Annotated in this window: 16 protein-coding genes and 1 pseudogene; 5 read left to right on the top strand and 12 right to left on the bottom strand. The window is 44.3% G+C overall.

The genetic code is table 11. From position 1 onward, the window contains the following. Positions 1 to 5,207: NHL repeat-containing protein (locus tag JWQ85_RS06170; RefSeq protein ID WP_299465534.1), on the bottom strand; the 5,207-nt coding region annotated here is incomplete at its 3' end. 365 nt (positions 5,208 to 5,572) lie between these two features. Next, positions 5,573 to 8,140, bottom strand: coding sequence for a BamA/TamA family outer membrane protein (locus JWQ85_RS06165; RefSeq protein ID WP_299465531.1), 2,568 nt, complete (start codon positions 8,138 to 8,140; stop codon positions 5,573 to 5,575). A 165-nt stretch (positions 8,141 to 8,305) separates the two neighbouring features. Here JWQ85_RS06165 and JWQ85_RS06160 point away from each other — a divergent pair, with 165 nt between their 5' ends. Together JWQ85_RS06160 and JWQ85_RS06155 are read left to right on the top strand one after the other, a co-directional pair. Beyond that, entirely contained in the window at positions 8,306 to 8,497 is a 192-nt protein-coding gene (locus JWQ85_RS06160; protein WP_299465528.1) for an RNA-binding protein, read from the top strand. A 24-nt stretch (positions 8,498 to 8,521) separates the two neighbouring features. Then, positions 8,522 to 9,148: a hypothetical protein gene (locus tag JWQ85_RS06155; protein WP_299465525.1), complete on the top strand. Its 627-nt coding sequence runs from the start codon at positions 8,522 to 8,524 to the stop codon at positions 9,146 to 9,148. A 244-nt stretch (positions 9,149 to 9,392) separates the two neighbouring features. Here the strand turns inward: JWQ85_RS06155 and JWQ85_RS06150 are convergent, their stop codons facing one another. Then, positions 9,393 to 9,875 (bottom strand): hypothetical protein, encoded by a 483-nt coding sequence (locus JWQ85_RS06150; RefSeq protein WP_299465522.1) that lies wholly within the window; start codon positions 9,873 to 9,875, stop codon positions 9,393 to 9,395. 90 nt (positions 9,876 to 9,965) lie between these two features. Then, entirely contained in the window at positions 9,966 to 11,366 is a 1,401-nt protein-coding gene (locus JWQ85_RS06145; RefSeq protein ID WP_299465519.1) for a sigma-54 dependent transcriptional regulator, read from the bottom strand. A 602-nt stretch (positions 11,367 to 11,968) separates the two neighbouring features. On the opposite strand from JWQ85_RS06145, the gene JWQ85_RS06140 reads away from it, so the two are divergent. The 3 genes from JWQ85_RS06140 (at position 11,969) to JWQ85_RS06130 (ending at position 15,899) form a co-directional block, all read left to right on the top strand. Beyond that, positions 11,969 to 13,252 (top strand): epoxide hydrolase family protein, encoded by a 1,284-nt coding sequence (locus JWQ85_RS06140; RefSeq protein WP_299465517.1) that lies wholly within the window; start codon positions 11,969 to 11,971, stop codon positions 13,250 to 13,252. Between the two features lie 113 nt (positions 13,253 to 13,365). Continuing rightward, positions 13,366 to 14,580: an epoxide hydrolase family protein gene (locus tag JWQ85_RS06135; RefSeq protein ID WP_299465514.1), complete on the top strand. Its 1,215-nt coding sequence runs from the start codon at positions 13,366 to 13,368 to the stop codon at positions 14,578 to 14,580. A 107-nt stretch (positions 14,581 to 14,687) separates the two neighbouring features. Next, a complete protein-coding gene (locus JWQ85_RS06130) occupies positions 14,688 to 15,899 on the top strand; it encodes an epoxide hydrolase family protein (protein WP_299465511.1) in 1,212 nt (403 codons plus the stop codon). Between the two features lie 77 nt (positions 15,900 to 15,976). Here JWQ85_RS06130 and JWQ85_RS06125 read toward each other — a convergent pair whose 3' ends face one another. From JWQ85_RS06125 to JWQ85_RS06090, 8 genes and pseudogenes are all read right to left on the bottom strand, one after another. After that, positions 15,977 to 17,281, bottom strand: a complete 1,305-nt coding sequence (locus tag JWQ85_RS06125) for a hypothetical protein (protein ID WP_299465508.1) — start codon at positions 17,279 to 17,281, stop codon at positions 15,977 to 15,979. 242 nt (positions 17,282 to 17,523) lie between these two features. After that, positions 17,524 to 17,763 (bottom strand): 4a-hydroxytetrahydrobiopterin dehydratase, encoded by a 240-nt coding sequence (locus JWQ85_RS06120; protein ID WP_299465505.1) that lies wholly within the window; start codon positions 17,761 to 17,763, stop codon positions 17,524 to 17,526. A gap of 114 nt (positions 17,764 to 17,877) precedes the next feature. Then, positions 17,878 to 19,116, bottom strand: coding sequence for a sulfite dehydrogenase (soxC, locus tag JWQ85_RS06115; protein WP_299465502.1), 1,239 nt, complete (start codon positions 19,114 to 19,116; stop codon positions 17,878 to 17,880). A 5-nt stretch (positions 19,117 to 19,121) separates the two neighbouring features. Then, positions 19,122 to 19,706, bottom strand: coding sequence for a cytochrome c (locus tag JWQ85_RS06110; protein ID WP_299465499.1), 585 nt, complete (start codon positions 19,704 to 19,706; stop codon positions 19,122 to 19,124). Positions 19,707 to 19,714: 8 nt separating this feature from the next. Beyond that, a complete protein-coding gene (locus JWQ85_RS06105; protein WP_299465497.1) occupies positions 19,715 to 20,971 on the bottom strand; it encodes a putative sulfate exporter family transporter in 1,257 nt (418 codons plus the stop codon). A gap of 27 nt (positions 20,972 to 20,998) precedes the next feature. Then, positions 20,999 to 22,444 (bottom strand): NAD(P)/FAD-dependent oxidoreductase, encoded by a 1,446-nt coding sequence (locus tag JWQ85_RS06100; protein WP_299465494.1) that lies wholly within the window; start codon positions 22,442 to 22,444, stop codon positions 20,999 to 21,001. 8 nt (positions 22,445 to 22,452) lie between these two features. Beyond that, on the bottom strand, positions 22,453 to 24,057 hold the full coding sequence (locus JWQ85_RS06095; RefSeq protein WP_299465491.1) for a hypothetical protein: 1,605 nt from the start codon (positions 24,055 to 24,057) through the stop codon (positions 22,453 to 22,455). A 33-nt stretch (positions 24,058 to 24,090) separates the two neighbouring features. Continuing rightward, positions 24,091 to 24,804 (bottom strand): annotated as a pseudogene (locus JWQ85_RS06090) (DoxX family protein); the annotation flags it as partial.

The raw sequence follows: 24,804 nt of genomic DNA, 5'->3' as shown, positions 1-24,804 counted from the left end.
GTACCACCGCTGCCGTTATAGGCAATGGCTGTATAATTTTTAGCCGGGCTAACTATTAATGGTGTACCGCTGATAACGCCTGTGTTGTTATCAAAAGCCAAACCATCCGGCAATGCAGGGTTTATATAATAGCCGCCCGCGCGCTTAACCAGTTTTACATTACCAATAATGTCAGCTATGTATAAATGGCCGGCAATATCCAATGCAATTCCGGTTGGGTGAGTATAGCCCGAACTAACACTTATAGTAGCGCCACCTCCTGAAGGAATCATTTTAACTGTAGTGCTAAAATCTGCTACGAATATATTGCCCAAATTATCAACCGCAACACCATATGGCTGATTAAATCCAGAGCCTATCGTAACTACCGGACCGCCGTTGGCGGGTATTTTCTTTACTGCATTAATTGAGGGGCAAGTCACATATAAATTACCCGTAGCGTCAATTGCTATTGCTGATGGGTTACCTATCGCTAAAGCTAATGTTAACATAGGGCCGCCGCCTGCAGGAATCTTGTATACTGCATTTTGGTTATGGTCGGCTACATATATGTTTCCCACTGCATCAAATGTTATCCCGGTTGGATTAAGGAAACCCGAACCAACATCAACCAGTGCCCCACCACCAACAGGTAGCATTTTAAGAGACGTTGCAGTGTAATCGCCTGCGTAAATATTACCAGCGGCATCAACAGCCACAGTGTTTATGCCGAAAAAACCTGAAGCCAGGGTAATAACCGGCCCACCGTTAACAGGTATTTTTTTGATGGCATTAGCAGTCCGGTCAGCTATGTATACGTTTCCGGCTGCATCGGTTGTTACACCAATGGGGCTGCCACCTGAGTTTAATGTATACGGGAGATTACTAAATGCAGGAGCTGCGATGCCGGCACTTGTTGGCGCTAATGGCGTGATCGCTATACCCGTAACATAAACCTGGGGAGTATTATAGCTAACTGACGGAGGTGGCAAAAGGTTAACCACTATATTTACTTTAGCCAAAGCAGTTCCATAAATATTGTATCCTGTTACTTCATAATCAGATGTACTGCTTACCGCCGTTGGCGTTCCGCTTATGACACCGGTATTACTATTAAAAATTAAACCGGCCGGTAAAGATGGTTTTACATAAAACCCGCCAACCGGGATGGTTTTCTTCACGATATTATTAAGGTAGTCAGCCACGTAAACGGTTCCTGAAGCATCGATAGCTACACTGTAAGGGTGGTTAAAACCAGAGCCAACAACAGTCATGGCCCCGCCACCGGCTGGTACCATGTTTACTGTATTATTAGTAAAATTTGATACAAATAAATTGCCGGAAGCATCAACCGACACACCAATAGGCTGGCTGAAACCAGACGCTACAATAACAGCGTTTCCGCCGCCTGCAGGTATCTTTTTTATCACATTATCGCTGGCATCAGCCAGGTAAATGTTACCATACGTGTCTGCAGCTACGCTTGCCGGGTTAGTGAACCCCGACCCTATTGTAGTAACTGCTCCCCCGCCTGCCGGTATTTTTTTCACAGCGTGGTTGCCCTTGTCGGCCACGTAAACATTTCCCAATGAGTCTACCGCCACACCTGATGGGCTACTAAATCCTGTACCAATAGTTACCGTTGCACTACCATCTGCAGGGATCTTGAAAACCTTGTTGTTACCGCTGTCAGATACGTAAACGTTCGCAGCGCCGTCAACAGCTACACTACTGGGCGTATTAAAGCCCGAACCTATACTAACTGTTCCGCCGCCAACTTTGTGTATCTTTTTTACAAGCCCCGTACCGCTATCGGCCACATAAACATTCCCTGCTCCATCTACTGCAACCCCAACCGGCAATGCCAGGCCAATCCCCATGTTGGTTGTAGCGCTGCTATACCCGGCAGTTGAAACGCTCGAGCTTATGGGGGTTAAAGGTGTAATAGCAATATTGTTTGCATATGATTGCGGGCTGCTGTAACTGATTAGTGGAGGTGGCAAAAGGTTTACATGCAAAAATAAAAATTTAGAAACGCTACCTGTATTATTGAAACTTGTAATAGTGCGAAGATATCCAGGATCTTCAACTAAAGGGGTACCGGTAATAGCGCCTGTAGCATTATCAATGCTTAGGCCCTTTGGTAGAGCCGGACTAACATAAAATCCTCCAACCGGGCTTATTATTTTAACTTTATTACCACCATCAGTAGCATATACAATACCCTTTAAATCAACCGCTACACTTGTTGGATGAATAATTGCAGAGCAGATAACCACAGGCGCTCCTGCGCCGACGGGCATTTTTTCAATTGTATTATTTCCTGTATTGGCTATATAAATATTCCCCGATCCGTCAACCGCTACCCCCATTGGCTGGCTAAAGCCCGAACCTATTGACAACGGGTTTCCGCCGCCAACAGGTATCATCTTCACTGCATTGTTACCATAATCGGCTACATACACATTGCCTGCAGCATCAACAGCAACACCCGATGGTTGATTAAAACCCGAACCTATAGTAATAGCAGCACCTCCGCCAAACGGGATTTTTTTTACTGCATTATTGCCTTTGTCGGCAACATAAATATTACCTGCCGCATCAATTGCCACACCACATGGGTTGTTAAAACCAGAGGTGATTAGAGTTGTGCTACCATTCTGATAAGAGATTCTTTTTATTGAGTTATTGAGTTGATCGGCGACATATATATTGCCATCCGCGTCAGTAGCTACGCCACTTGGGTAGTTAAAGCCAGAACCAATAGAAAATATATTAGCATTGCCGCCGTATACCCTTTTTACTGAATTGTTTCCTGCATCGGCAATATAAACTTCACCGTTGCTTCCCGCCGCTATACCAATAGGGTTATTGTAACCCGAACCTAAGTTAACAGGGCTATTAGTATACCCTGGTGCGGCTACCCCGGTGCTTTGGGGCACTAATGGGGTAATAGGTGTATTAATTACATATTGAGGCACATTAGTATAGTCCATTACCGGCAAAGGAAGTAGATCAACTTTAACATTCACCGTTGCCGAATTACTCCCAAAGCTGTTATAGGCTGTTACCGTATAATCTGTTGCAGGGCTAACTAAAGCCGGCGTGCCGCTTAATATACCGGTTGAATTATCAAAATTAAAACCCGCAGGCAATGCATTTATATAATATCCGCCAATTGGTTTTATTTTTTTAACGGCATTGTTTAAATAATCTGCTACATATAAATTCCCCCCGGCATCAATAGCTACCCCGGCCGGGATATTAAAGCCGGAGCCGATTGGCACAAGCGTATTACCAAGCGCAGGAAGTTCAAGTAAGGTTGTAAGGACTCCATCGGCAACAAATAAGTTACCTACGACATCAACAGTTAAACCCAAAGGATTGCTAAAACCCGAAGCAATAATAATTGCAGGGCCGCCCACTGCAGGTATTTTGTACACTACACCATTAGACTTTTCACTAAAATATACATTCCCCTTGGCATCAGTTGTAACCGCAAGTGGATTGGTGTAAGTCCCTAAATTTACCACAGCGCCGCCGCTTGCCGGTATTTGTTTCATGGCGTGGTTTCCGTTATCCACCACAAATATGTTCCCGGCGCCATCTACCGCCACGCCATTGGGGTGCAAAAAGCCCGAACCAATACTGACCATGGCGCCACCACCAACAGGTATTTTTTTAACCGAATTACTTAAATAATCCGCAACATATACATTGCCGGCAGCATCTACCGCTACGCCCGATGGGCCGCTTAAGCCAGAGCCAATAATAACCGGCAAGCCACCGCCCGCAGGCATTTTTTTAATTGTGTTGCTTTGATAGTCGGCTACATAAATGTTCCCTGCGGCATCAATAGCAAGGCTTCTCGGCCTGCTAAATCCTGATCCTATACTTACCGGGCTGATCGTATAACCTGCCGCAGCTACACCGGCACTTACCGGGGCTAACGGGGCAATAGGTGTCGCAGTAATGTATGTTTTGGGGCTGCCATAATTAATGTCAAGTGCTTTAACTTTAATATTTACTGTTGCCGAATTGCTTCCCAAGGTATTGTAAGCAGTTATGACATAGTCGGTTGCAGGGTTTGAGCTCGTAGCTGCGCCACTAATAGTGCCCGTAGCTTCATCAAAATTTAAACCAGCGGGCAAAGCAACGTTAATATGATAGCCGCCAATCGGAGTAATTTTCTGTAATGTTTTATTACTATAATCAGTAACATATAAAACGCCGGTTGGGTCTATGACAACACCCGTCATAATACCGGGCCCCGAGCCTATAAGAACTGGTGCACCACCGCCAACCGGAAATTTATTAACCACATTATTGGTTCCGTCGGCTACATAAACATTGCCTGCGCCATCAACAGTTATTGCATTTGGTGCGTTTGGCCCGGTACCTATAGTTACCCGTGCACTACCATCAGCCGGTATTTTATATACGGCATGGGTTCCGCTGTCGCCCGCATATACATTTCCTGCGGCATCAACGGCCACACTAGACAGGCTGGTAAACCCTGAGCTTATAATAACCGGAACGCCACCCACGGGTATCATTTTCACAGCTTTATTACCAAAGTCAGCAACGTACAAATTACCTGTAGCGTCAATGGCTATTCCAAAAGGGTTGCTAAAGCCAGTTGCCACAACAACCGGTACGCCACCTCCAAAGGGGATCTTCATGATGTTGGTGTTACTTATATCGGCCACATATACATTACCTGCGACATCAACAGCAACGGCCATAGGGTGAGCAAATCCCGAACCAAGGATAACCGGCGCGCCGCCACCAACCGGGAATTTTTTAACAACACCACCGAAATAATCGGCCACATAAATGTTTCCGGCGGCATCCAGTGTCAGGCCACGTGGGCCGCCAAAGGCATTGCTAATTGTTACGGGTACATTATTATACGCTAAGGCCCCAACACCGGTACTTGAAGGTGATAGTGGCTTAATATTTACGCCGGCCGTATAAGTTTGCGGCCCGTTATAACTTATTGTAAGCGGGGGAAATTTAGGCAATGCTCTTTTTATGAAATAACCCCCAACAGAGTCGATCTTTTTAACAATATTGGTATTATAACCTGATGCGTGCCTTGCTGTTGGCTTAATACCTGCATAAAGCGAATTGCCAAAACCGGTCAGGAGAAAAGAAATGATTAATAATTTTATTGCAAAGGCGGCCTGCGAAAGCGTATTGCGTGATAAAAGTAAAGTTGTTTTCATAAAGGTAAGTATGATGACGGTAAGGTTTTAATAGTCAATTTTTTAAGATTGGATATAAGTTTCCTATCAGGCGTCAAAGCTACCGTGTGCGTAACTGCTAAAAAATCATCTTTTAGGGTGATATTTATAGCCGGGTTAGATTATAAGGATTAGAAAATGTGTGATTTTGCAGAAAAAAGGTGGTTTGTTTCTGATTTATTCTTGTGTGGCTAACGGAGACACAGGAAATTATGTCTATAAATCAGCTCATTACAATATTTTCAGAGACTTTGATTATTATCAAAATCGAAAAAGTACTGGAACTAATGAATGCAGAATCGCTTATTCAAAGGCTCAATTTCATCTCTCCCCCTTACTTCAATAGGTTAAAACCGGTAATCCAAAGAGATATAGTTGATGTGCCCCTCTGTTGAGAACCCTTGCGAGAATTGGATGAAAATTAATTCGGCAGGAATTACATAAACACCGTAACCATAACCGTCATGCCATTTGGATGATGATTCGTTTGGAACCCACACGCGGCCAACATCATTAAAGCCGGTAATACCTACCGAACCGGGAAACAGGTAAGAGTTAAAATCAAATAACTTTAAACGGATATCAAGATTATTATAGGCCATGGTACGCCCGGTAAAACGCCAGCTATGAAAACCGCGTAAGTTGTGCAAGCCGCCCAGTTTTAGTTGCTGATAATAAGCAGCATTGCCGACAGTGGTGCCCACCCCGGTTTTGTTTGATATGACAAAGTCAGAACTGCCTGTTGGTTTTATAAAAAAGATAAACTCGGATAGCAGCTGCCCAAAGCGGTTATCGCCTTTACTTAATTGTTGTAAACCGGTTAGGGTAGTATGCCATAATACCCCTTTGCTTGGGCTATTGGCATTGTTACGTGTATCGTAATCGGCACTGGCAACCAACCCCGCGTAAACCCTTGACGAGAAAACATTCTGCTGCGGGTTTGCAGCGTTATAGGTATTTAAAAACTTGAGCGTATTGTTATCCTGCGCACTGATATAATACTGCCCGGCAATACCTGTATTAATGCGCAGTTTACCGTATTGATGAGCTAAGCGTACATCTACATTTACCAGATCGTAACGGTTGCGGTAAAACTCAATCTCTTTATTTCCCTTGTCTGCAAACTGTGTTTCGTTACCCATGCCAAAAAAGTTGTTTACACTGTTTGGCCCGCGCGATACCATGTTAATGTTCAGGTCATTATTGCCAATAGCGCCTCTGTAGTCGGCCATGTAGGTAATAAAAAAAGACTTCCTGGCCAATGAATAGTCTACCAGAAGTTCGTGCTTGTAAGCATGCGGTTCTTTACGGAAACCATGTTTAACATAGCTAAATCCCCCTACTAATGATACTCCATAATCGTTATTATACTGTCCCAGAATGATAGGCTCAAAGCGGTCGAATCGGTAACTTTCTTTGTCGTAATTATTTACAGCGGTATCTGTTGATAAGCGTAATTTTGCTTCAGACCTATCCGGCACAATATTCGTTTTATCCGAACGGTCGTAAATGTAAAGGTTGGGTTTGTTATGTACCAATGCAGCTACTTTGAAGGTATCCACACCGCTACCGCCTATCATGCGCACTTTTATGGGAGATCTGCCTTCGCCTGCTACATTAAAAACATCTTTGCCGTCAAACCCATAAAGCCTTATTTCTTTGGTGTCATTTGGGTCAAACTCCCGGTGGTAGATGATCTGTGCAACGCTGTCGCTTTTAGCAACTTTGTTTATAGTAACGTTAAGCTTGCCGTTAGCTTCCTGGCGGATATCGAAATGCTCGCGTTTGTCAGACATGGGCACCTCCACAATTTGCGCCAAAAAACGGTAGTATTCCATGGCTGCAGTAGCTATGTTATCCCGCCGGGCTTTCATCGTACTGATGAGTTGAGGCGCGGATAATTTATAAATATCGCCCGGGAGCCGTTTAAATGCGTCTTCAATAACTTTATCGGTTAGGTTGGCCTGTACGTAAGCGATTTGCTCTTTCCAGTCGCTTTCGCCAAGTTGGTTAAGAAAGTATCTGTCAAAATATTGCCCGCTTAAATTCCAGGCTTTAATATCCCTTATTTTACTGCCGTAAGGCTGAAAACGTGCTTTTAGCCATTGGTGCGCAACTATCCAGGGGAAAATGCCCCCGGTTTTATAATACACCTGGTCGCGGTCGCGGGGGATGGGGGTATATAGTGTGCTCTTGCCTGTTTTATTTTTATCCCAGCGCCATTGGTCGTCGTGCCTGTCCCAATCGCCCAATATCATATCCAGCAGACGGGCACGCAGCACTATTTTATCATCAAACCGAACGTCGTTATCGCTTCGCAGTTTCTCTTGCACCTTGGTAGTATTATCTGTTTTGTCAGATTCAAGGGGTTCGTGCTCCTCAAATAAAAAAACATCGTTTGCAAAATCTTTGCGGTATTTACCCAGTGCCGGGTCGTCCGGTACATAAACTATTTGGGGGTTGACGTGTAAAATATGCAGGGCGTCGGCTAGCGGGGGCACGGTTAAGGCAGCAAAGGGATTTGCCGTTGATACCTGGTCCTGCAGTATATCCCTGGCAACACCTTTACGCAGGTTGGGCGGCAGTACCCGCTCGGCATACTTTTGAACCGTCCGCAACACCCATTCCTGCCCGGATGGATCGCGCAGCCTGAGCGATTTGGTTTGCATACCGCCGCCTTTTTGAATAATAGTTAAGCCACCCTTTTCGGTTTGCAGGTGAAATACCTTAATTTTAACAGGTACCGCCCAAAGCTTGCGGTAGTTTTCGCCAAAAAATAACCGGCGCACCTTGCCTACCTTATCATATTCGGGCGCTACTGCAATGGTTACGCTATCGTTTTTAATGCTTTGCGCATGCAGTTGAGGCGTTATGAAAAGCCATGTTAAACCAAACAGGATCTTAAAATATTTCATCAAAGCAGAGGCGGCTTCGTAGCTGATTTATTTTTATAAAAGCCTTTGCTAATATAATAATAACTGCGGTTGATATATCATAAGTTTGACGCGGATATAAGAGCAGTAAGTAGCTGTTTGTAAAAAAGTAGAATATAGTTTAATATTGATAACAAAAAAGACGAAATGACAACTGTATCAGATAAATTAACAGACGGCGCTCCATGCAACGTTACCGGCGGCACGCACGCTGGAAAATCCGGCGTTGTAAGAGATATAAAAACCGGGAAGACAGGGCAAGTATCGATTACAGTAGCACAGGCAGACGGCGTAAGGTTTAAAACACTTGCAAAAAATGTGGAGATAATAATAGCATAGGGGAATCCTAAAGCGGAAAAACCAATGAACATAATTGCACAATTAGCCTCCTTGCTGGGGCGCCGGGACGAGGTGCCCAATCAGGAACTGGCAAAGAAAATAGCCGAAGATAACAATGAGAGCGCCATTCAGGAACTTATCGAAAACTTGCAACATAAAAGCGTTGCGATTCAAAATGATTGCATCAAGGTGTTATATGAGGTTGGCGAACGGAAACCTGCATTAATTGCCAGTTATGCGTCAACGTTTTTAGAACTGCTTAGTCATAAAAATAATCGGCTGCAATGGGGCGCTATGACTTCGCTTCATGCGATCGTGAGGGAAAATCCAAAGGCTATTTACGAGGTGCTTCCCCAGATTGTTAGGGCGGCGGACAGCGGCTCTGTTATCACTACGGATTACGCGGTCAAGATTTTAATAAGTCTTTGCACATTTAAAGCATATGCGAACGACGCTTTCCCCTTGTTAAATGAACAATTGTTAAACAGCCCGACTAACCAGCTGCCGATGTACGCAGAACTCGCGATACCAGTGATCAATGACGATAACAAGTGTATTTTTGTTAAAACCCTAATGTCCCGCCTGGATGATATTGAAAAGGATACGAAACGCCAACGGGTGGAAAAAGCAATAAAGAAATTCAGTAAATGACCTTGATAAATCTTTGATTTGTTTTCAACAAACGCAAATCATAATGCTCCTTAGAATCAAAAATTGAGCTAAAGGTATAGGGTGCAATCTCGTTGCTGATTCGCCGCGAAGTAGAAGGTGCCATAAGTTTTAAAACCCTCCCCGTGGCATTGGTTTTTTAATATCCAGTAGACATTATAAGGCACTGTTCAATATTTTCCAAGCTTTTTTCTTTGTCCGCGGGGAAATGGTTTGAATAGTTGTTTCAGCCTTTGGAAGCGAGACCAATGAAAAATCCTATTACCAATGCGACAACGATCAGCCCCCACCAAACAAATTGCCGGGTTTGCAAATCCTTAACTACTTTCTTAAGATTGTTTATTTCCGTTTCATTAGCCAGCTTAACATTTTGCAGGCGCAGATTCTGCTGCTGCAATTTGGCAAATGTGCTGCCAACTTCAACTGGTTTTTGCTGCTCTAACTGGTAGCGCCGGGTAAAGCCGCCTTGTTTAAGGAATTTTTCTCCCTTTGGCTTTAGGATGAGTTTCTCCGGCAATTCATAATCGCCGTGTTTGCCTGACTCTGCGATCAGTCCCTCCCTGGTCAGTATCTGTACCATAGCAAAGGCCGAGGCTTCATCCTGGTCAAAAAGGCTCATTAATTGCCTGCGTGTAAGGCTGTCCGGAATGCCAAAGGCTTCCAGCATGGTATCCAGCATTTCGCATTCATATTCGTTCAGGTCTGTCATTGCCGCAAATTTAGCATTCTCCCTCCTATTATTTGGAGGTTTCGCGGTGATTGTTAAGCCAGTTCAATAGGGTTTCAATATATAGGAAAATTACTTATAGTCGTCTCTGGAGTACTTTTTTCCAATACCCAATTTTTTCATCCGCGAGTTCAGTGTCGATGGATGAAGATCCAATAGCTCTGCTGCCCCGCCCTGTCCGTGTATTTTCCATTTGCATCCCTCAAGTACCAACAAGATATAATCCCGTTCGTTTTCGGTCATAGTTTTAATACGCGCTTGTGCCCCTATTACTATTCCTTTATTTTGGCCGGATAATTTCAATGAATTAACAATTGGGCCATTGGTAAGTAAAACACTTCTTGCCATCAGGTTTTCCAACTCCCTTATATTACCGGGCCAATCATAGTTGAGCATGGTTTGTATTACATGATCTGCCACCCCGGTGATCGCTTTATTTTCCTTACGGGCATAAATATTCACAAAGTGGTTAGCTAATGAAACAATATCCTCTTTACGTTCACGTAAAGGGGGTAACATAATAGGGAAAACATTTAAACGATAATAAAGGTCCAGCCTAAACCTGCGCATTGAAATTTCCTCTTCCAAATTACGGTTAGTGGCAGCAATAATACGAGCATCAACCTTTCTTGTCCGGCCTCCAATAGGTTCCACTTCCTTTTCTTGTAATACCCTTAGCAATTTAACCTGCAATTCCAGCGGCAGCTCGCCAATCTCATCCAAAAAAACAGTCCCTTCGTTTGCCTGCTCAAACTTCCCGATCCTTTTATCTGTCGCACCTGTAAAAGCGCCCTTTTCGTGACCAAATAGCTCTGATTCTATCAGGTTGGCTGGAAGTGTGGCACAGTTCACTGCCACAAAAGGCTTTTGTTTTCGCGGCGAGAGCCTGTGAATACTTTGCGCTATAAGTTCTTTCCCTGTACCACTTTCCCCCAATATTAAAACCGATATGTCTGATGCGCCTACTATTTTAACATTCTCCATTACTTCGCGCATACTTTCGCTGCTTCCAATAATTTCTTTAAAGTCATTACCTGATAATGAGCCTAATGAACGCCTTAAATGAGTGATTGATTCCTGATTTTGACGATGTAAATACCAGGCAATATCCAGCATCACTAATACATCTTTTTCGCGAAAGGGTTTTACCAGGAAGCCATAAGGTTTGGTTGCCTTGGCAGTATCCAGGATTTGCCGGTTTGAATTTGACGATAAATATACAAAGGCGATATTTTTGTCTCTTAGTATCTTAGCCAGATCGATCCCTGTTAACTCGCCTTTTAAACGAATATCCAGCAATACCAGATCCGGTTTTTCATTTTCAATAATTTTCAATCCTTCACTTACTGAACGCGCAATTTTACAAACTATGTATCCTGCATTTCTCAGGATCGACCTCAGGTTATCGGCTTCAATAAATTGATCTTCAACTATCAGTACCCTGGTATTCATACGTATGCCTCCTTTCATCATCCGGATATTTAACACCGTAATTTTGCGCAGAATGAATATTTGTCTGATTCTGAAGTTTTAGGTTAGCGCATTTTTTTGTAAAGCCGATTTGCTTGTTCTAAAAAAAGATTCGCACTATCTAAATCTCCTGTAAAAAAATAGTGTTCTTCTATTTTTATACGTCTAAATACGGTCCGTATCGGATTTAATCTTAGCCAGAGTTCTGCGCAATGAATCTGCTTTTAAACAGGCTCATCATTCTATAATAAAATCTGCAAACTATCCTTTTCTTCAAAGTAGAATTAATCTCCATATCGTCACAATAATTGAAGGAAAAGGCTTTTTTAGCGTGTAGACTGCACTGGTTAACAGGACATTGTAGAGCTTAAAATCAAAATAAATTTATAAATTTTTTATTTAAAAAAACCCTATAGTCTCTTTTTGCAAGCAATCTATTTTATTAGTTATGACGATATCTCGTTGTCAATCTCCACATTTCTATGATATATAAACGTTTTGGCCATTGTCTAAACAATGCAAATACCTTATAAATAGCTACTTACACATGGCATGGAAATGGTTTGGCAAAATTAAAATCACTCAAAAATTAGCATGTCAAAACAATGAAAAAGACCAACAAAATCCTTGCAGGTACAATTGTTGCAAGTGTTCTTATGATGCAAGGCACATCAACCAATGCGCAAAGCGGATCTTCTGGCAATGCCTCATCGAATGAAGCGATCCGCCCCTTTCATGTGACCTTTCCAAAAGAAAAACTCGATGATCTTAAACGCCGGGTCTTAGCAACACAGTGGCCCGGGCGCGAGGTTGTTAACGATGCAACGCAAGGCGTACAGCTGGAGACGATGAAACAACTGGCGCACTACTGGGGGACAGAGTATGATTGGAGCAAATGCGAGGCGAAATTGAAGGCCCTGCCGCAGTTTATAACAAACATCGACGGCGTTGACATTCATTTCGTTCACGTTCGTTCGAAACACAAAAACGCTTTGCCGATCATCGTCACTCATGGATGGCCCGGTTCGATTATTGAGCAGCTCAAGATCATTGCCCCGCTAACCGATCCTACGGCTCATGGAGGGAAGGTTGAAGATGCCTTCGACGTTGTGATTCCGTCAATCCCGGGCTACGGATTTTCAGGAATACCTACCAAAACCGGTTGGGATGCCCCTCGTATTGCGAGCGCCTGGATAGTGCTGATGAAGCGCCTTGGCTATACGAAATTTGTGGCACAGGGTGGTGATTGGGGTGCACTAATTACAGACGAAATGGCTGTACTGGCACCACCGGAACTGATAGGTATCCACACCAATATGGCTGGGGCCGTTCCAGAGGACATAGACAAAGCCGCATTCAACGGCACCCCGCCCCCCGCCGGGCTCTCAACCGATGAACAGCGTGCCTATGACCAGCTCGCTTTCTTCTATAAACACGGCCTGGCTTATGCCCAGGAGATGGGGAACCGCCCGCAAACATTATACGGGATCGAAGATTCACCGATTGGACTGGCCGCCTGGATACTCGATCACGATGCACGGAGCTACGAGCTCATCACGCGCGTATTTGCGGGTAAGCAAGAAGGACTTACACGTGACGACATACTCGACAATATCACGCTCTACTGGCTGACAAAGACCGGCGTTTCTTCGGCCCGCCTTTACTGGGAAAACAAACTCGCCTTTTTTGCCCCGAAACATGTCACCATCCCTGTGGCCGTGAGTGCCTTTCCGGATGAGATATATACAGCTCCGCGGAGTTGGGCAGAGAAGGCATATCCCAAACTCATTTACTATAACAAACTCGACAAAGGTGGACACTTTGCGGCGTGGGAACAACCTAAACTTTTTGTTGAGGATGTGCGGGCAGGTTTTAAATCACTTCGATGATGAGTCGTGAAAAAGGTTATGTACAAACTGGCTTAGTACAAGCAATCAATTTGGTAATTGAATACAATTCGAATGCAAAATAAACTCAAAGGAGTAATTTAAAAATTCAGACAATGGAAACCAGCACAGCAACTTTAGAGGAAGTAGGATCAGGAGAATTGATCCACCCTTTCCGGATTAACTTTCCGCAGGCTGACCTCGATGATTTAAACCGCCGTATTTTAGCGACAAGATGGTCTGAAAAAGAAACGGTGGATGATTTTTCGCAAGGTGCATCACTGGCCACATTGCAGGCACTTGCCAACTATTGGGCTACAAGCTATAATTGGCGTATAATAGAAGCGAAAATGAACGCCCTCCCGCAATTCATTACCAATATCGACGGATTGGATATTCATTTCATACATGTACGTTCAAAAAGCCCAAATGCCCTTCCCATTATTATAACTCCCGGCTGGCCGGCTTCTATAACCCATTATATAAAAGTCATCAGTCCGTTAGCCGATCCCGAAGCGTTTGGGGGAACGGCGGAAAAAGCCTTCGATGTTGTTATCCCGTCGATGCCCGGGTATGGATTTTCTGGAAAGCCAACAAGGACAGGTTGGGGCCCGGAACGTATAGCGAAAGCCTGGGTTGTGCTGATGAAACGCCTTGGTTACGATAAATTTGTGGCCCAGGGTGGAGATTGGGGAGCACTTATCACAGAGCAGATGGCTGTACAAGCAGCGCCGGAATTGATTGGGATCCATACGAACATGCCCGGGGTGGTTCCGCCTGAACTTGACGGGGCGGCATTTACAGGTATGCCGGCTCCTTCAGGTTTATCTGAAGAGGAAAAATATGCCTATGAGCAATTGGTATTTGTATACCAACATGTATACTACGCCTTCTACATGGCATCGCGCCCGCAAGCACTGGCCGCGTTAGCAGATTCGCCGGTTGGTATGGCAGCATTTTTGATCGACTTTGATACCCGCGGTTTAGCGCTTATCGCACGCGCCTTCGCAGGGCAAAATGAATCCCTTACACGAGACGACATACTCGATAACATCACGCTTTTTTGGTTGACAAATACTGCTGTTTCAGCCGCGCGCCTTTACCGGGAGAATAAGCTGGCCTATTTTAGCCCAAAGGGCATCACTATACCGGTTGCCGTGAGCGCTTTTCCCGATGAGCTTTATCTGGCACCGCGCAGTTGGGTAGAAAAAGCATATACAAATCTCATTCATTACAATAAACTTGACAAAGGAGGGCACTTCCCCGCATGGGAACAACCAGAACTGTTTGTTAATGAAATGCGTGCAGCTTTTAGTTCCCTACGGGGATAGGTTGGGAAATAGCCTAAATATGAACAGACCGCTTAGTACAACCAATTTGGTAACTGAATACAATTGCATGGAGAATAAATATCAGAAACAATTTAAAAATTTAAACAATGGAAACTATCACAGAAACTTTAGAGGAGGTAGGATCAGCCGAATCGATCCGCCCCTTCCAGTTTACCTTCCCGCAGGCTGACCTCGATGATTTAAATCGCCGCATTTTAGCGACAAGGTGGCCAGAAAAAGAACCCGTCAATGATCAATCGCAGGGTGTCCCGCTCGCGACAATGAAAGCACTGGCGCATTATTGGGCTACGGAGTATGATTGGCGTAAAGTGGAAGCAAAATTAAATGCTTTGCCGCAGTTTATAACAGAAATTGACGGGCTCGACATTCATTTTATTCACGTTCGTTCGAAACATGCGAATGCTTTACCCCTAATAGTCACACATGGATGGCCCGGTTCGATCATTGAACAAATGAAGATCATTGGTCCCCTCACAGATCCTACTGCCTATGGTGGCAAGGCCGAAGATGCCTTTGATGTTGTGATCCCATCTATGCCTGGTTACGGATTTTCAGGAAAGCCAAGTACTACCGGCTGGGGGCCTGACCGCATTGCCGATGCCTGGGTTACGTTGATGAAGCGGCTTGGGTACCAAAAATTTGTAGCACAAGGCGGAGATTGGGGTGGGCTTATTACAGACGTCATGGCTGCGCGGTCGCCCGAAAGTTTGCTTGGCATGGCCACTAATTTCCCCTGCGCGGTTCCTGTTGAGATCAACAATGCAGCATTCGGCGGGGCACCCGCACCAGATGACCTCTCTGCTGAAGAGAAACAGGCGTACGATCAGCTGGTCTTTGCTTATAAGCATGTTTCTTATGCAATCATTATGGGATCACGTCCGCAGACCTTACTCGCAACGGCGGATTCACCCGTTGGTCTTGCAACTATGTTCATTGACCATGACCAGCCTAGTCTGGCGCTGATCTCCCGTGTATTTGCCGGGGGATCGGAAGGGCTCACCCGTGATGATGTTCTTGATAACATCACCTTATGCTGGTTGACGAATACGGCAGTTTCCGGCTACCGTCTCTATTGGGAAAATAAACATCCCTTTGTAGCTCCATTCGGTGTCAAAATCCCGGTTGTTGTCAGCGCTTTTCCTGACGAGCTGTACCAAGCTCCCAAAAGCTGGGCAGAGAAAGCATATCCCAACATGATCTATTACAAAAAACATAACAAGGGCGGCCACTTCGCTGCCTGGGAACAACCAGAACTGCTGGTTAATGACATCCGCGAAGGTTTCAAAACACTGCGTTGATGTTGGATAGTTAACGGCGTACATTCTGTACGCCGTTTTTTTTTATGCTTTTTTCCAACCAGTCGGCTAACCTGCAGTTACTTCTTCACTTGTTTATTTGCCCAGTCTTTTAGTAATGTAATGGCATCATACAGAACACCTGCTTCACCTCTAAAATCACCTGAGCCTTTTGGCTTACCGTTCTGTACATCGTACCATTCAAAGAAACCTTTATGCAGAATGGTTCTTTTTATCATTGGCTTAAGTGCTTCGTAGGCATCTGTCTCCATGTTATATGGAAGCAGGGCTTCAGCAATACGGCCACCAAACCATGTCCAATCGCCTGCGTTCTGATAATTATAAGGATGCATATTCGGGAACTGTTCAGCCGGATATGGCGGATAAACAGTCATGCCGATAGTAGCAAACTTTTCTTTTGAAGCAGCGTCATTCATTTGACGGTTAATTTGCCTGATCTCTGCTACTGTATTAAACCCGGCTATGATCGCACAGATAGATCCTCCTGTATAAAGAATTTCATTTTCGTCAAAGTCCGGTTTAAAGGGGCTTCCATCTAAATAAATATGAGGCAGGTATTTCTGCCTTTTGGCCGACCACAAATGTGATCTGACGCTGGTTTTAAGCCTGGCAGCAACAGCCGACCAATTCTTACTAAAGGAATAACCTGTTGGTTTCATTGCTATCAGATCACGAAGAGCGATCGCGAACATGGCGTTATCGTAAATATCAATCGCCCATTTTGTTTTGTTATTGATTTTCACTCCCCAGCCAGATTCTGGCTGAACATCTCCCCAATCGATGGTAGTCGCACCTTTAACGAGTTGATATTTTTCAGACCAGCGGTCGTCAAGAATATACTGCATGGCATCTTCCATGCGTCTCATAACCGTTTTACCATCTACTACTTCCATCAGGATCGACTTATCCCCGGTCGCATCAATATATTTTTTCACGGCCTGAACAAGTGATGATTCCTGGTCAGTTTCCACCGTGTTTTTATGAGCTGCCCAGGCCGGCAGTAATTTCGAATAACGATATTCATAACCGACATGAGCTTTTGACGTATCAACAAGGCCGTCAACAATGTTTCCGTCATTGCCCTGGATCTTAAAAAACATAAGCAAAACATCTTTAACCGTGTTTGGGTCGTGGGTTTTTAGTGAGCCGTTTATAAATGTATTAAAGTCCCTTATCCAAACTTCGTTATACGACGTACCTGCAGAAAATCCTGTAAGTAGTGTAAGTGCCCTTTTTTGTATAGTATCAAGTCTTGCATCATTTAATATTTCGCGGGCGACAGACTGCTTGTTTATCGACTGACCGTGCGCGGGTCGGTAAAAGATGGAAAGACACAAAACAAATAAGATAAGGGACTTTTTCATTAGGAATTGTATTAAAATTTAAAACAACGGGATAATTGGTAGCTTGAAAGTACGTAATGTACAAACATAAGTACATAAAAATAAAATCCAAATTTATATCTCTTTTTGAATTGAGGCTTAGCGATAATATGAATGGACTTTTGAATGAACCCTGATCAGGATGCTATATGATAGCCAATAAGCATCTTTCCCTGATGGTAATGATCAGCAGCCTATACGGCTGGCATTTTGTTAATTCAATATCAAAGCAGCAAATTATCAATAGCCTTAGCCAGCAACCTGTCCTTGTCGGTAACAATACCTCCCTGATCATGAGTTGATAACCAGATTTCCACCTTATTCCATTCATTTTTCCAGGTTGGATGATGCTGGTTAGATTCCGCCAACAAAGCTACCCTGGTCATAAAGGAAAAAGCTTCAGAGAAATTCTTAAACTTGAATACCTTATGCAATTTGTTATCAATTTCCTGCCAATCTTTCATTGCGTCTCTTTTATAAAAGAACCAACCATTGGGCAAGATGTTTTAGGTTTACAGCGGATACCCAAACTGGATATGTGCTAAGTATGATCACAGGCTACGGTTAAACACTCTTCATTATTTATACTTTTCCGGCTTAAATAAAACCGAGCCGTCGCGTTTTATCCTCCATGCTGTTACCGGGTTCATATGATAACCGCCCAGATCTGCGCCACGAGCTTCAATAAGCTGTTTAAGTGATGGCTGTATATAACCGGTTTCGTCTACTGCACGGCTTAATATTTCCGTTTCTCCACCTGTCCATTGCCATAAGAACCGGAAATAAGTATGCGCCTTTTCTAATACAGGTTCCTGTAATTTGGCTACGTTCCAGGATTTACCTGCATCGGTACTCACCTCTACCTTAACGATCTTTCCCCTGCCCGACCACGCAATCCCTCTGATCTCGATCCAGCCACGCTCAACCTTTTGCGGAAACGATGGATAGGTTATGATGGAACGGGCATCCATTTCAAAACTGAACATCCTTATTTTGCCGTTTACGGGATAGGTGTATTTGGATGTTTCCTCGCGTGTCATATATGGCTCATCTGATATTTCTATCCTTCTAATCCATTTTACGTTTGTATTCCCCTCCCATCCGGGCAACAGCAGGCGGGCAGGATAGCCCTGTGCCGGCCTTATCGCCTCTCCGTTTTGGCCGTACACGATCATGGCATCGTCCCAACCCTTTTCTATGGGGATACTGCGGGTAAGCAATGCCGCGTCGCCGCCTTCGGCTAAAAACCACTTTGCTTTTGGGTCAACGCCCACCTCTCTCAAAAGAGTGGATAACATTACGCCGGTCCATTCACTTTGGCTGGTAAGCCCTAAAATCTCCTGCGGGGTCATTTCTTCCTTCCCGGTGCGAAAGTTACCGGCACATTCTATGAAACAGGTGCGGGTAAAGGACGGGAATAGTTTCAGATCGGCCAGGGTAAACTTCATAGGCCGCTTAACCATCCCGTGGATCAGCAGCTCATATTTTTCGGAATCAATATTTGGGATACCTGCATGATGCCTTTCAAAATGCAGATCAGACGGGGTTATCGTACTAAAGAAATCCTGTAAAGGAGTCCTGGAAGATATATCAGATGGCTTCCTTAAAGGGTTTTCAAACGGTGAGCGTTTACCAACTGTACCCGGGGGGACTCCCTGCACCTTTGTAGGATCAACAGAAACTTCAACCCCGGTTTGTACATACTTTGCAAAGGAAGCTGTCACCGGTACAATAGCCGCGGCTAATGCCCCGCCCAGTAGTTTACGACGGCTTATCTTATTTCCTTTTTTTGCAGGCTCTTCGTTTGGTTCTTCCATGGTTTTTATTTTACCTCATTTCCTCCCTTACGATCATCTATCACAAATAGCTTTTTAGCGGGCATCACCACGTTTGGCAGGCTTTGCGCGTTTATTATAGCATTCTCCTTTATAACTTTATTAGCGCTCAATAAATAAGCGGTAAGGCTATACACCTCATTGTCCGTTAACGACCCCGGGGCATTATAAGGCATCGTCCTTTTTAAGTAATCGAACAGAGTTGTTGCATAGGGCCAGTAATTGCCAATGGTTTTTGCCTTGCTTTTGGCCGTTCCGGTTACCAGTGGCGGGCCGGGTAATTTTATGCCTTTTACTTCTTTCCCATTTTCACCGTGGCAGGAGGCACATTTAGCGATGTATATCAGCCTGCCGGTATCTGCTGTACCACTGCCTGCCGGCAAACCTTTCCCATCCGGCCTGATATCAAAATCAACTGCCGCTATCTCTGATGCGGTCGCGGTTTTGCCAAAACCAAAACTTGCAGGCTCTTTAACGTTACCGGTCCATAATCTGAAAATTAAAAATATGGCGAGCAAGGCACCAATCAGCACCACTACATAAACCGCTTTGATCCTTAACTTCCCTTGCATGAATCACATTAAAATAATATCCAGGCAATACCCAGCGTAACGAAAATATTGAAGGTTTGCGCTATTAAAAATGCGTACAAAGGCTTCTTGCTGTTCTCATTAAACAGATCGGCAAAATTGGTTTCCAGGCCAATGCTGGTGAAAGCTAATGCAAACCAAAGCCCTTGCAGGCTTTTTAAACTATCTTTAACAGCGGTGATTGTTGAAGGGCCTACCACAAAAGAAAACAACAAAGAGGCACCTATAAATCCTAACACAAATTTCGGGAACCGTTCCCAGATCACTCCTAACGTGGGCTTGGTATCTTTATCCGTTGCTGCCGGATGTTTTGTATAGGTCCAATAGATAGAAATAGCAAAAGCGGCAAGTCCCAATAATACGTTCTGCGAGAATTTAACGATGGTACTGATCTTTAGCGCGGCCTCGCCAACCAATGTTCCCGATGCTACAACAGCACCTGTAGTATCAATACTACCACCCAGCCAAGCGCCTGTTACCTCCTGCGAAAAATGAAAATGGTTGGCAATGATTGGCATGAAGATCATCATGGGGATAGCCGTGATAAGCACCATAGAGATCACATAGGATAGCTTTTTAGAATCCCCCTTAATTGCCCCCGCGGTGGCAATAGCTGCAGAAACACCGCAGATAGATACCGCACTGGAGATCATCATAGCTATTTCATCATCAACCTTTAGTTTTTTACAAACCCAAAAAGCAAAGTACCATACCGAAGTTACCACCAGCAACGCCTGGATCAACCCCAGGGAGCCTGCCTTTAAGATATCCGAAAATATTACCGAGGTACCCAACAAAACAAGGCCCACTTTTACAAACAATTCGGTAGACAGTGAGCTTTTAAGCCATTCGGGAAGTTTAAAAAAGTTACTGATCACTAAACCTAACAACAGGCTAAATATCACGGCCTCCAGATTTAGCGCCTTTGCCTGGCTGCTGCCTGCTAAAATCAAGGCAATAACAGTGATGAGATAAACCAAAGGGAAACCCAGGGCATAATTCCTGATAGATTTTCCGGTTATTAATGCACCTATCCCGCCAATGATCAACACAAATACAAATTGGGTCAGGATCTTGATCAGGTTTTCGGCACCTAATACTTTCGAGGTAAGTTCGGCGCCATTTGCCCACCCGAACCCGGGCACAGGTATAAGCAAACCGGCAATAGCCAGTACAATAATTAATGAACCTAAAATTACTACTGTCCAGTCTTCGTGCAGGGTAAATTTAGTGGTGGATGATGACATAGTTTTTATTTTTAGTGATAAATAAGTTTATAAATTAACACGGATATTGAATACATTTTTAAGGGCACGCCTGGCCGAATGATACCCGCACATACCGTGCACACCACCGCCCGGTGGTGTAGAAGATGAACAAATATAAATTCCTTTTGCAGAAGTACGGTAAGGCGATCTGCGTAATACGGGACGGGTAAACAACTGGCCAATATCAATTATGCCGCCGTTAATGTCCCCGCCAATATAGTTAGGATTATAGCTTTCGAGCTGTTGCGTATTAAAAGTATGGCGGCCAATTACACGCTCGCGAAAACCCGGAGCAAAACGTTCTACCTGCCTTTCAATGATCCCGGTCATATCCTTCATCGATCCGTTAGGCACATGGCAATAAGCCCAGGCCGTATGTTTTCCTGTTGGGGCACGGGTAGGATCAAAAAGGCTCTGCTGAGCCAATAAAACAAAGGGTTTGTCCGGGTGGCCCCCGTCGGCAATCAATTGTTCGCCCGCGGCAATTTCCCGGAGTGTGCCACCTATATGCACGGTTCCGGCCTCCCGGGCTTCGGCTGCCTTAAACGGAATTGCATCATCAAGTGCCCAGTCTACTTTAAAAACGCCCATGCCGTAGCGATAGCGTTTCAACTGCCATTTATAAAAAGAAGAAAGTTTATGCCCCGCTATCAGCAGTAATTGCTTCGGCGTTACGTCAAATAACACCGCGTGCGCCGATGGCAACTGTTCGAACGAGCTGATGTAAGTATTGGTTTCTATTTTACCACCAATAGCCGTAAAATATGATGCCAGCGCTTTTGCAATATTTACAGATCCCCCCCGGGGAACCGGCCAGCCTTTTAGATGACCGTTTGCCATCAGCACCAAAGCAATAGCCGAGGTGGCCACATTTGATAGCGGCTGAATACTGTGTGCTGCCATCCCTGCGAATAAGCCTTTCGCCGCTTCCGTTTTAAACCGTTTAGCCAGATATGTGGAAGATGTAATGGCATCTATACCAAACCTTGCCAGGTCAACCGGGTGCTTTGGAAAAGAAAGCGGCCCCAACAGATCGGGTGCTAAAGATGGCCAACTTTTTACCAAAGGGGCTAACAGTTTGATGTAAGTGTCCCGGTCTTCGCCCAATAAGGTAGCCGTTTCTTCTACTGATTTTTTTAATATGGCAGCGGTACCGTCATCAAACGGATGCGCCACAGGGATCTCCGGGTAAATATATTCAAGGCCATACTGGTGAAGGGGTAATGTTTGAAAGTAAGGCGAACCGGCAGCCATAGGATGAACAGCCGAACACACATCATGCAAAAATCCGGGAAGTGTTAACGCTTCTGTACGCAACCCTCCCCCTATGCTATCCTTCCCTTCCAGCAATAAAACCGACAGGCCATTCTGTTGCAATAATATCGCCGCTGCAAGCCCATTTGGGCCCGAGCCAACAATCACCGCATCAAAATCCCGCTTTTCTAAACTCATATAATCTGTTAGTATTTACCCGCGACCAGCTTACTATCCGCAAGCAGGTATTTGCGGTTAATGCGGTCAAGCACAATGTAAACATCATTTTTCTTTTCGTCCTTACCGGTAAGCACAATGTGCGAACCATCGGCATTAGCATTATAGGTAAGTATCATCCTGTTGCGTTTACGTTTGTCTTTTAGTTCTTCAGCTATCCCGCGGGTACGGCGTGTAGACAGGGCTGCCTTATCAATCTTTTTATCTTCGTTACCAATATTAGCCAATGCCTGTGCCGGTATAAAGCTGGCTTGTACCAAATCCTTTTGATCTGGCTTTTTGGCCCCTTTCCCTCTTCTTCTGTTTGCTTCTACATATTTATCCTGCAGGTAAAGTACCTTGTTAACCGTATCGGCATCATAATAAAACACTCGTTTACCGCCACCTGTACCCGTTAGCTCAAACGTTCTGTTGATGTCGCGCATGGCTGCCCCACCGCCGTTAGATAGGTCGAGTTTAACAGGTTTATTTACATTATAGGTTAAGGTGGACCAATTTTCAAACGTCACATCTCTCCACCTTACGGAATCAAGCGGCGCATAAGGAACAATCCTATCATTGATCTTGAATTCGCTTACCTTGTAATTCCCACGCAATTCGCTCACCCCTTTGACAGCCGGTTGCTTATATGGGTCGTATTTCCAGTTAATGAATTGCAAATAGAATAACAGTACCAAAAAGATCGCAATATTGGCGGTTTTTAAACCAATCCGGGCGATTTTTGGCCATTTTTGGTCGAATGAGGGATAGTAAGTAAAGGGTGCTGTAAAACGTTCGCGAATAATCAGGTTATAAATAGGTACTGCATCGTAAAGGATCAGAAACGCAGCAAAGAGCACAAAATAGGATGCATAAACGTGTACCCCTCCGTCGTAAGCAAAGTTTACATAAGTGATATCGCCTAAAGCGCCAAGTAACAATATTGCCCCTAAAGTTGTTGTCTTTCTAAAGAAGAGTAAAGCTCCGGCGGCCAATTCAACTACCCCGGCAAAAACCTGGTACCAGGGCACAATACCCACAGAAAGCCAATAGATTTTCTGAGCGGTAAAATCGCCAAAATGGGTGTTTAACAAGCCTAAAGATGGATATGGCATTTGCGTTGGCAACAACTTTGTGAAACCAAACCCGATGATCCCAATACCGGCACGATATCGTACTATTACCCTAAGCCAGTAATATAGCTTATTATATTCTTTGGTTTTATTTCTGTCGATAGCTGTCCAGATAGCACCACCAACTATACCGATAGCCAGTGCCTCTAACCAATCGATATAACCTAACAGGTTGTAAGATGGCGTATCAAACTTGTATAGCGTTGGCGAAAACCTTGCCACATCGTATAGGTCGCGGTAATGGAGATGAAACCAGTCCAGGCCAAACAAATTCTTGTACCATTCTCCGTTCAAGGGTATGGTAATGATCAGGAAAAATATAAAAGCTATCCTGAAAAGTACTTTCTGATAGTTTTTCCAGGGCGGTAAAGCAGGTTTTGCTTTTTTATTTTCGGCCGGGCTATCTTCTATTTGGCCCTGTAAGTTATTTACCACAGGGCTTGCTGTTATGGTTGACGACATATTGAATATTTTAATTACCGTTAATGATAAATACTATAATTTAAGTGCCTTAGTGCGACCCACGGTAGCTTCCTTCAACAGATATTTCTTGTTGATCTTAGTCAATTGGGCGTAAATAGAATCTTTTTGACCATGCACTCCATTCAGGATAATGGTTGAGCTATCCGGCCGGGTATAATGTAAAATAAGGTTGTCCTTAGTCTTCGTATTTCTGCTGGTAAGGGTCAAAACCTTTTGGGTTGTATCTACTACATAACTGTAATAAACACGACCGGCAGTACCGTTAAACTCATAGGTACGTTGGTTATCTGTATTGTAAACTTCTTCGGTATTTGATGTCTCCGGGATAACCGGCTCATTTGATTTGATACTGATAGTGCCCCACTTCTCAAAAACCACATCCTGCCAGCGATTAGGGTGGTATTCATCATAAGGGATATCTTTACTATTTACTCGATATTTGCTTACATCATATAAACCTGCCGCACCCGGCAAACCGGCCGTTCGCGGAAACTGATAAACATCCCAGTGATAAGCCGCGTAAGTTTTATAACCATAAAGCACCACAAAAAAGAAGATAAAAGCAGTTTTGATCGCCAGTCTGGTGTTAGCGGGTAGGCCCTTTTGCAATTGCAACTTAAAGTTGTTTGCGGGAGTTGGTTCACGTAATGCAACCAATCTATATAGGCGACGGGCATCAAAAGCCACTAAAAATAAGGCGATAGTGATCAGGTACAAACTATATAT

Origin of the sequence: Mucilaginibacter sp., assembly GCF_028288105.1 — a bacterium.
GTDB lineage: Bacteria > Bacteroidota > Bacteroidia > Sphingobacteriales > Sphingobacteriaceae > Mucilaginibacter.
This window is presented reverse-complemented; position numbering and strand designations above follow the sequence as displayed.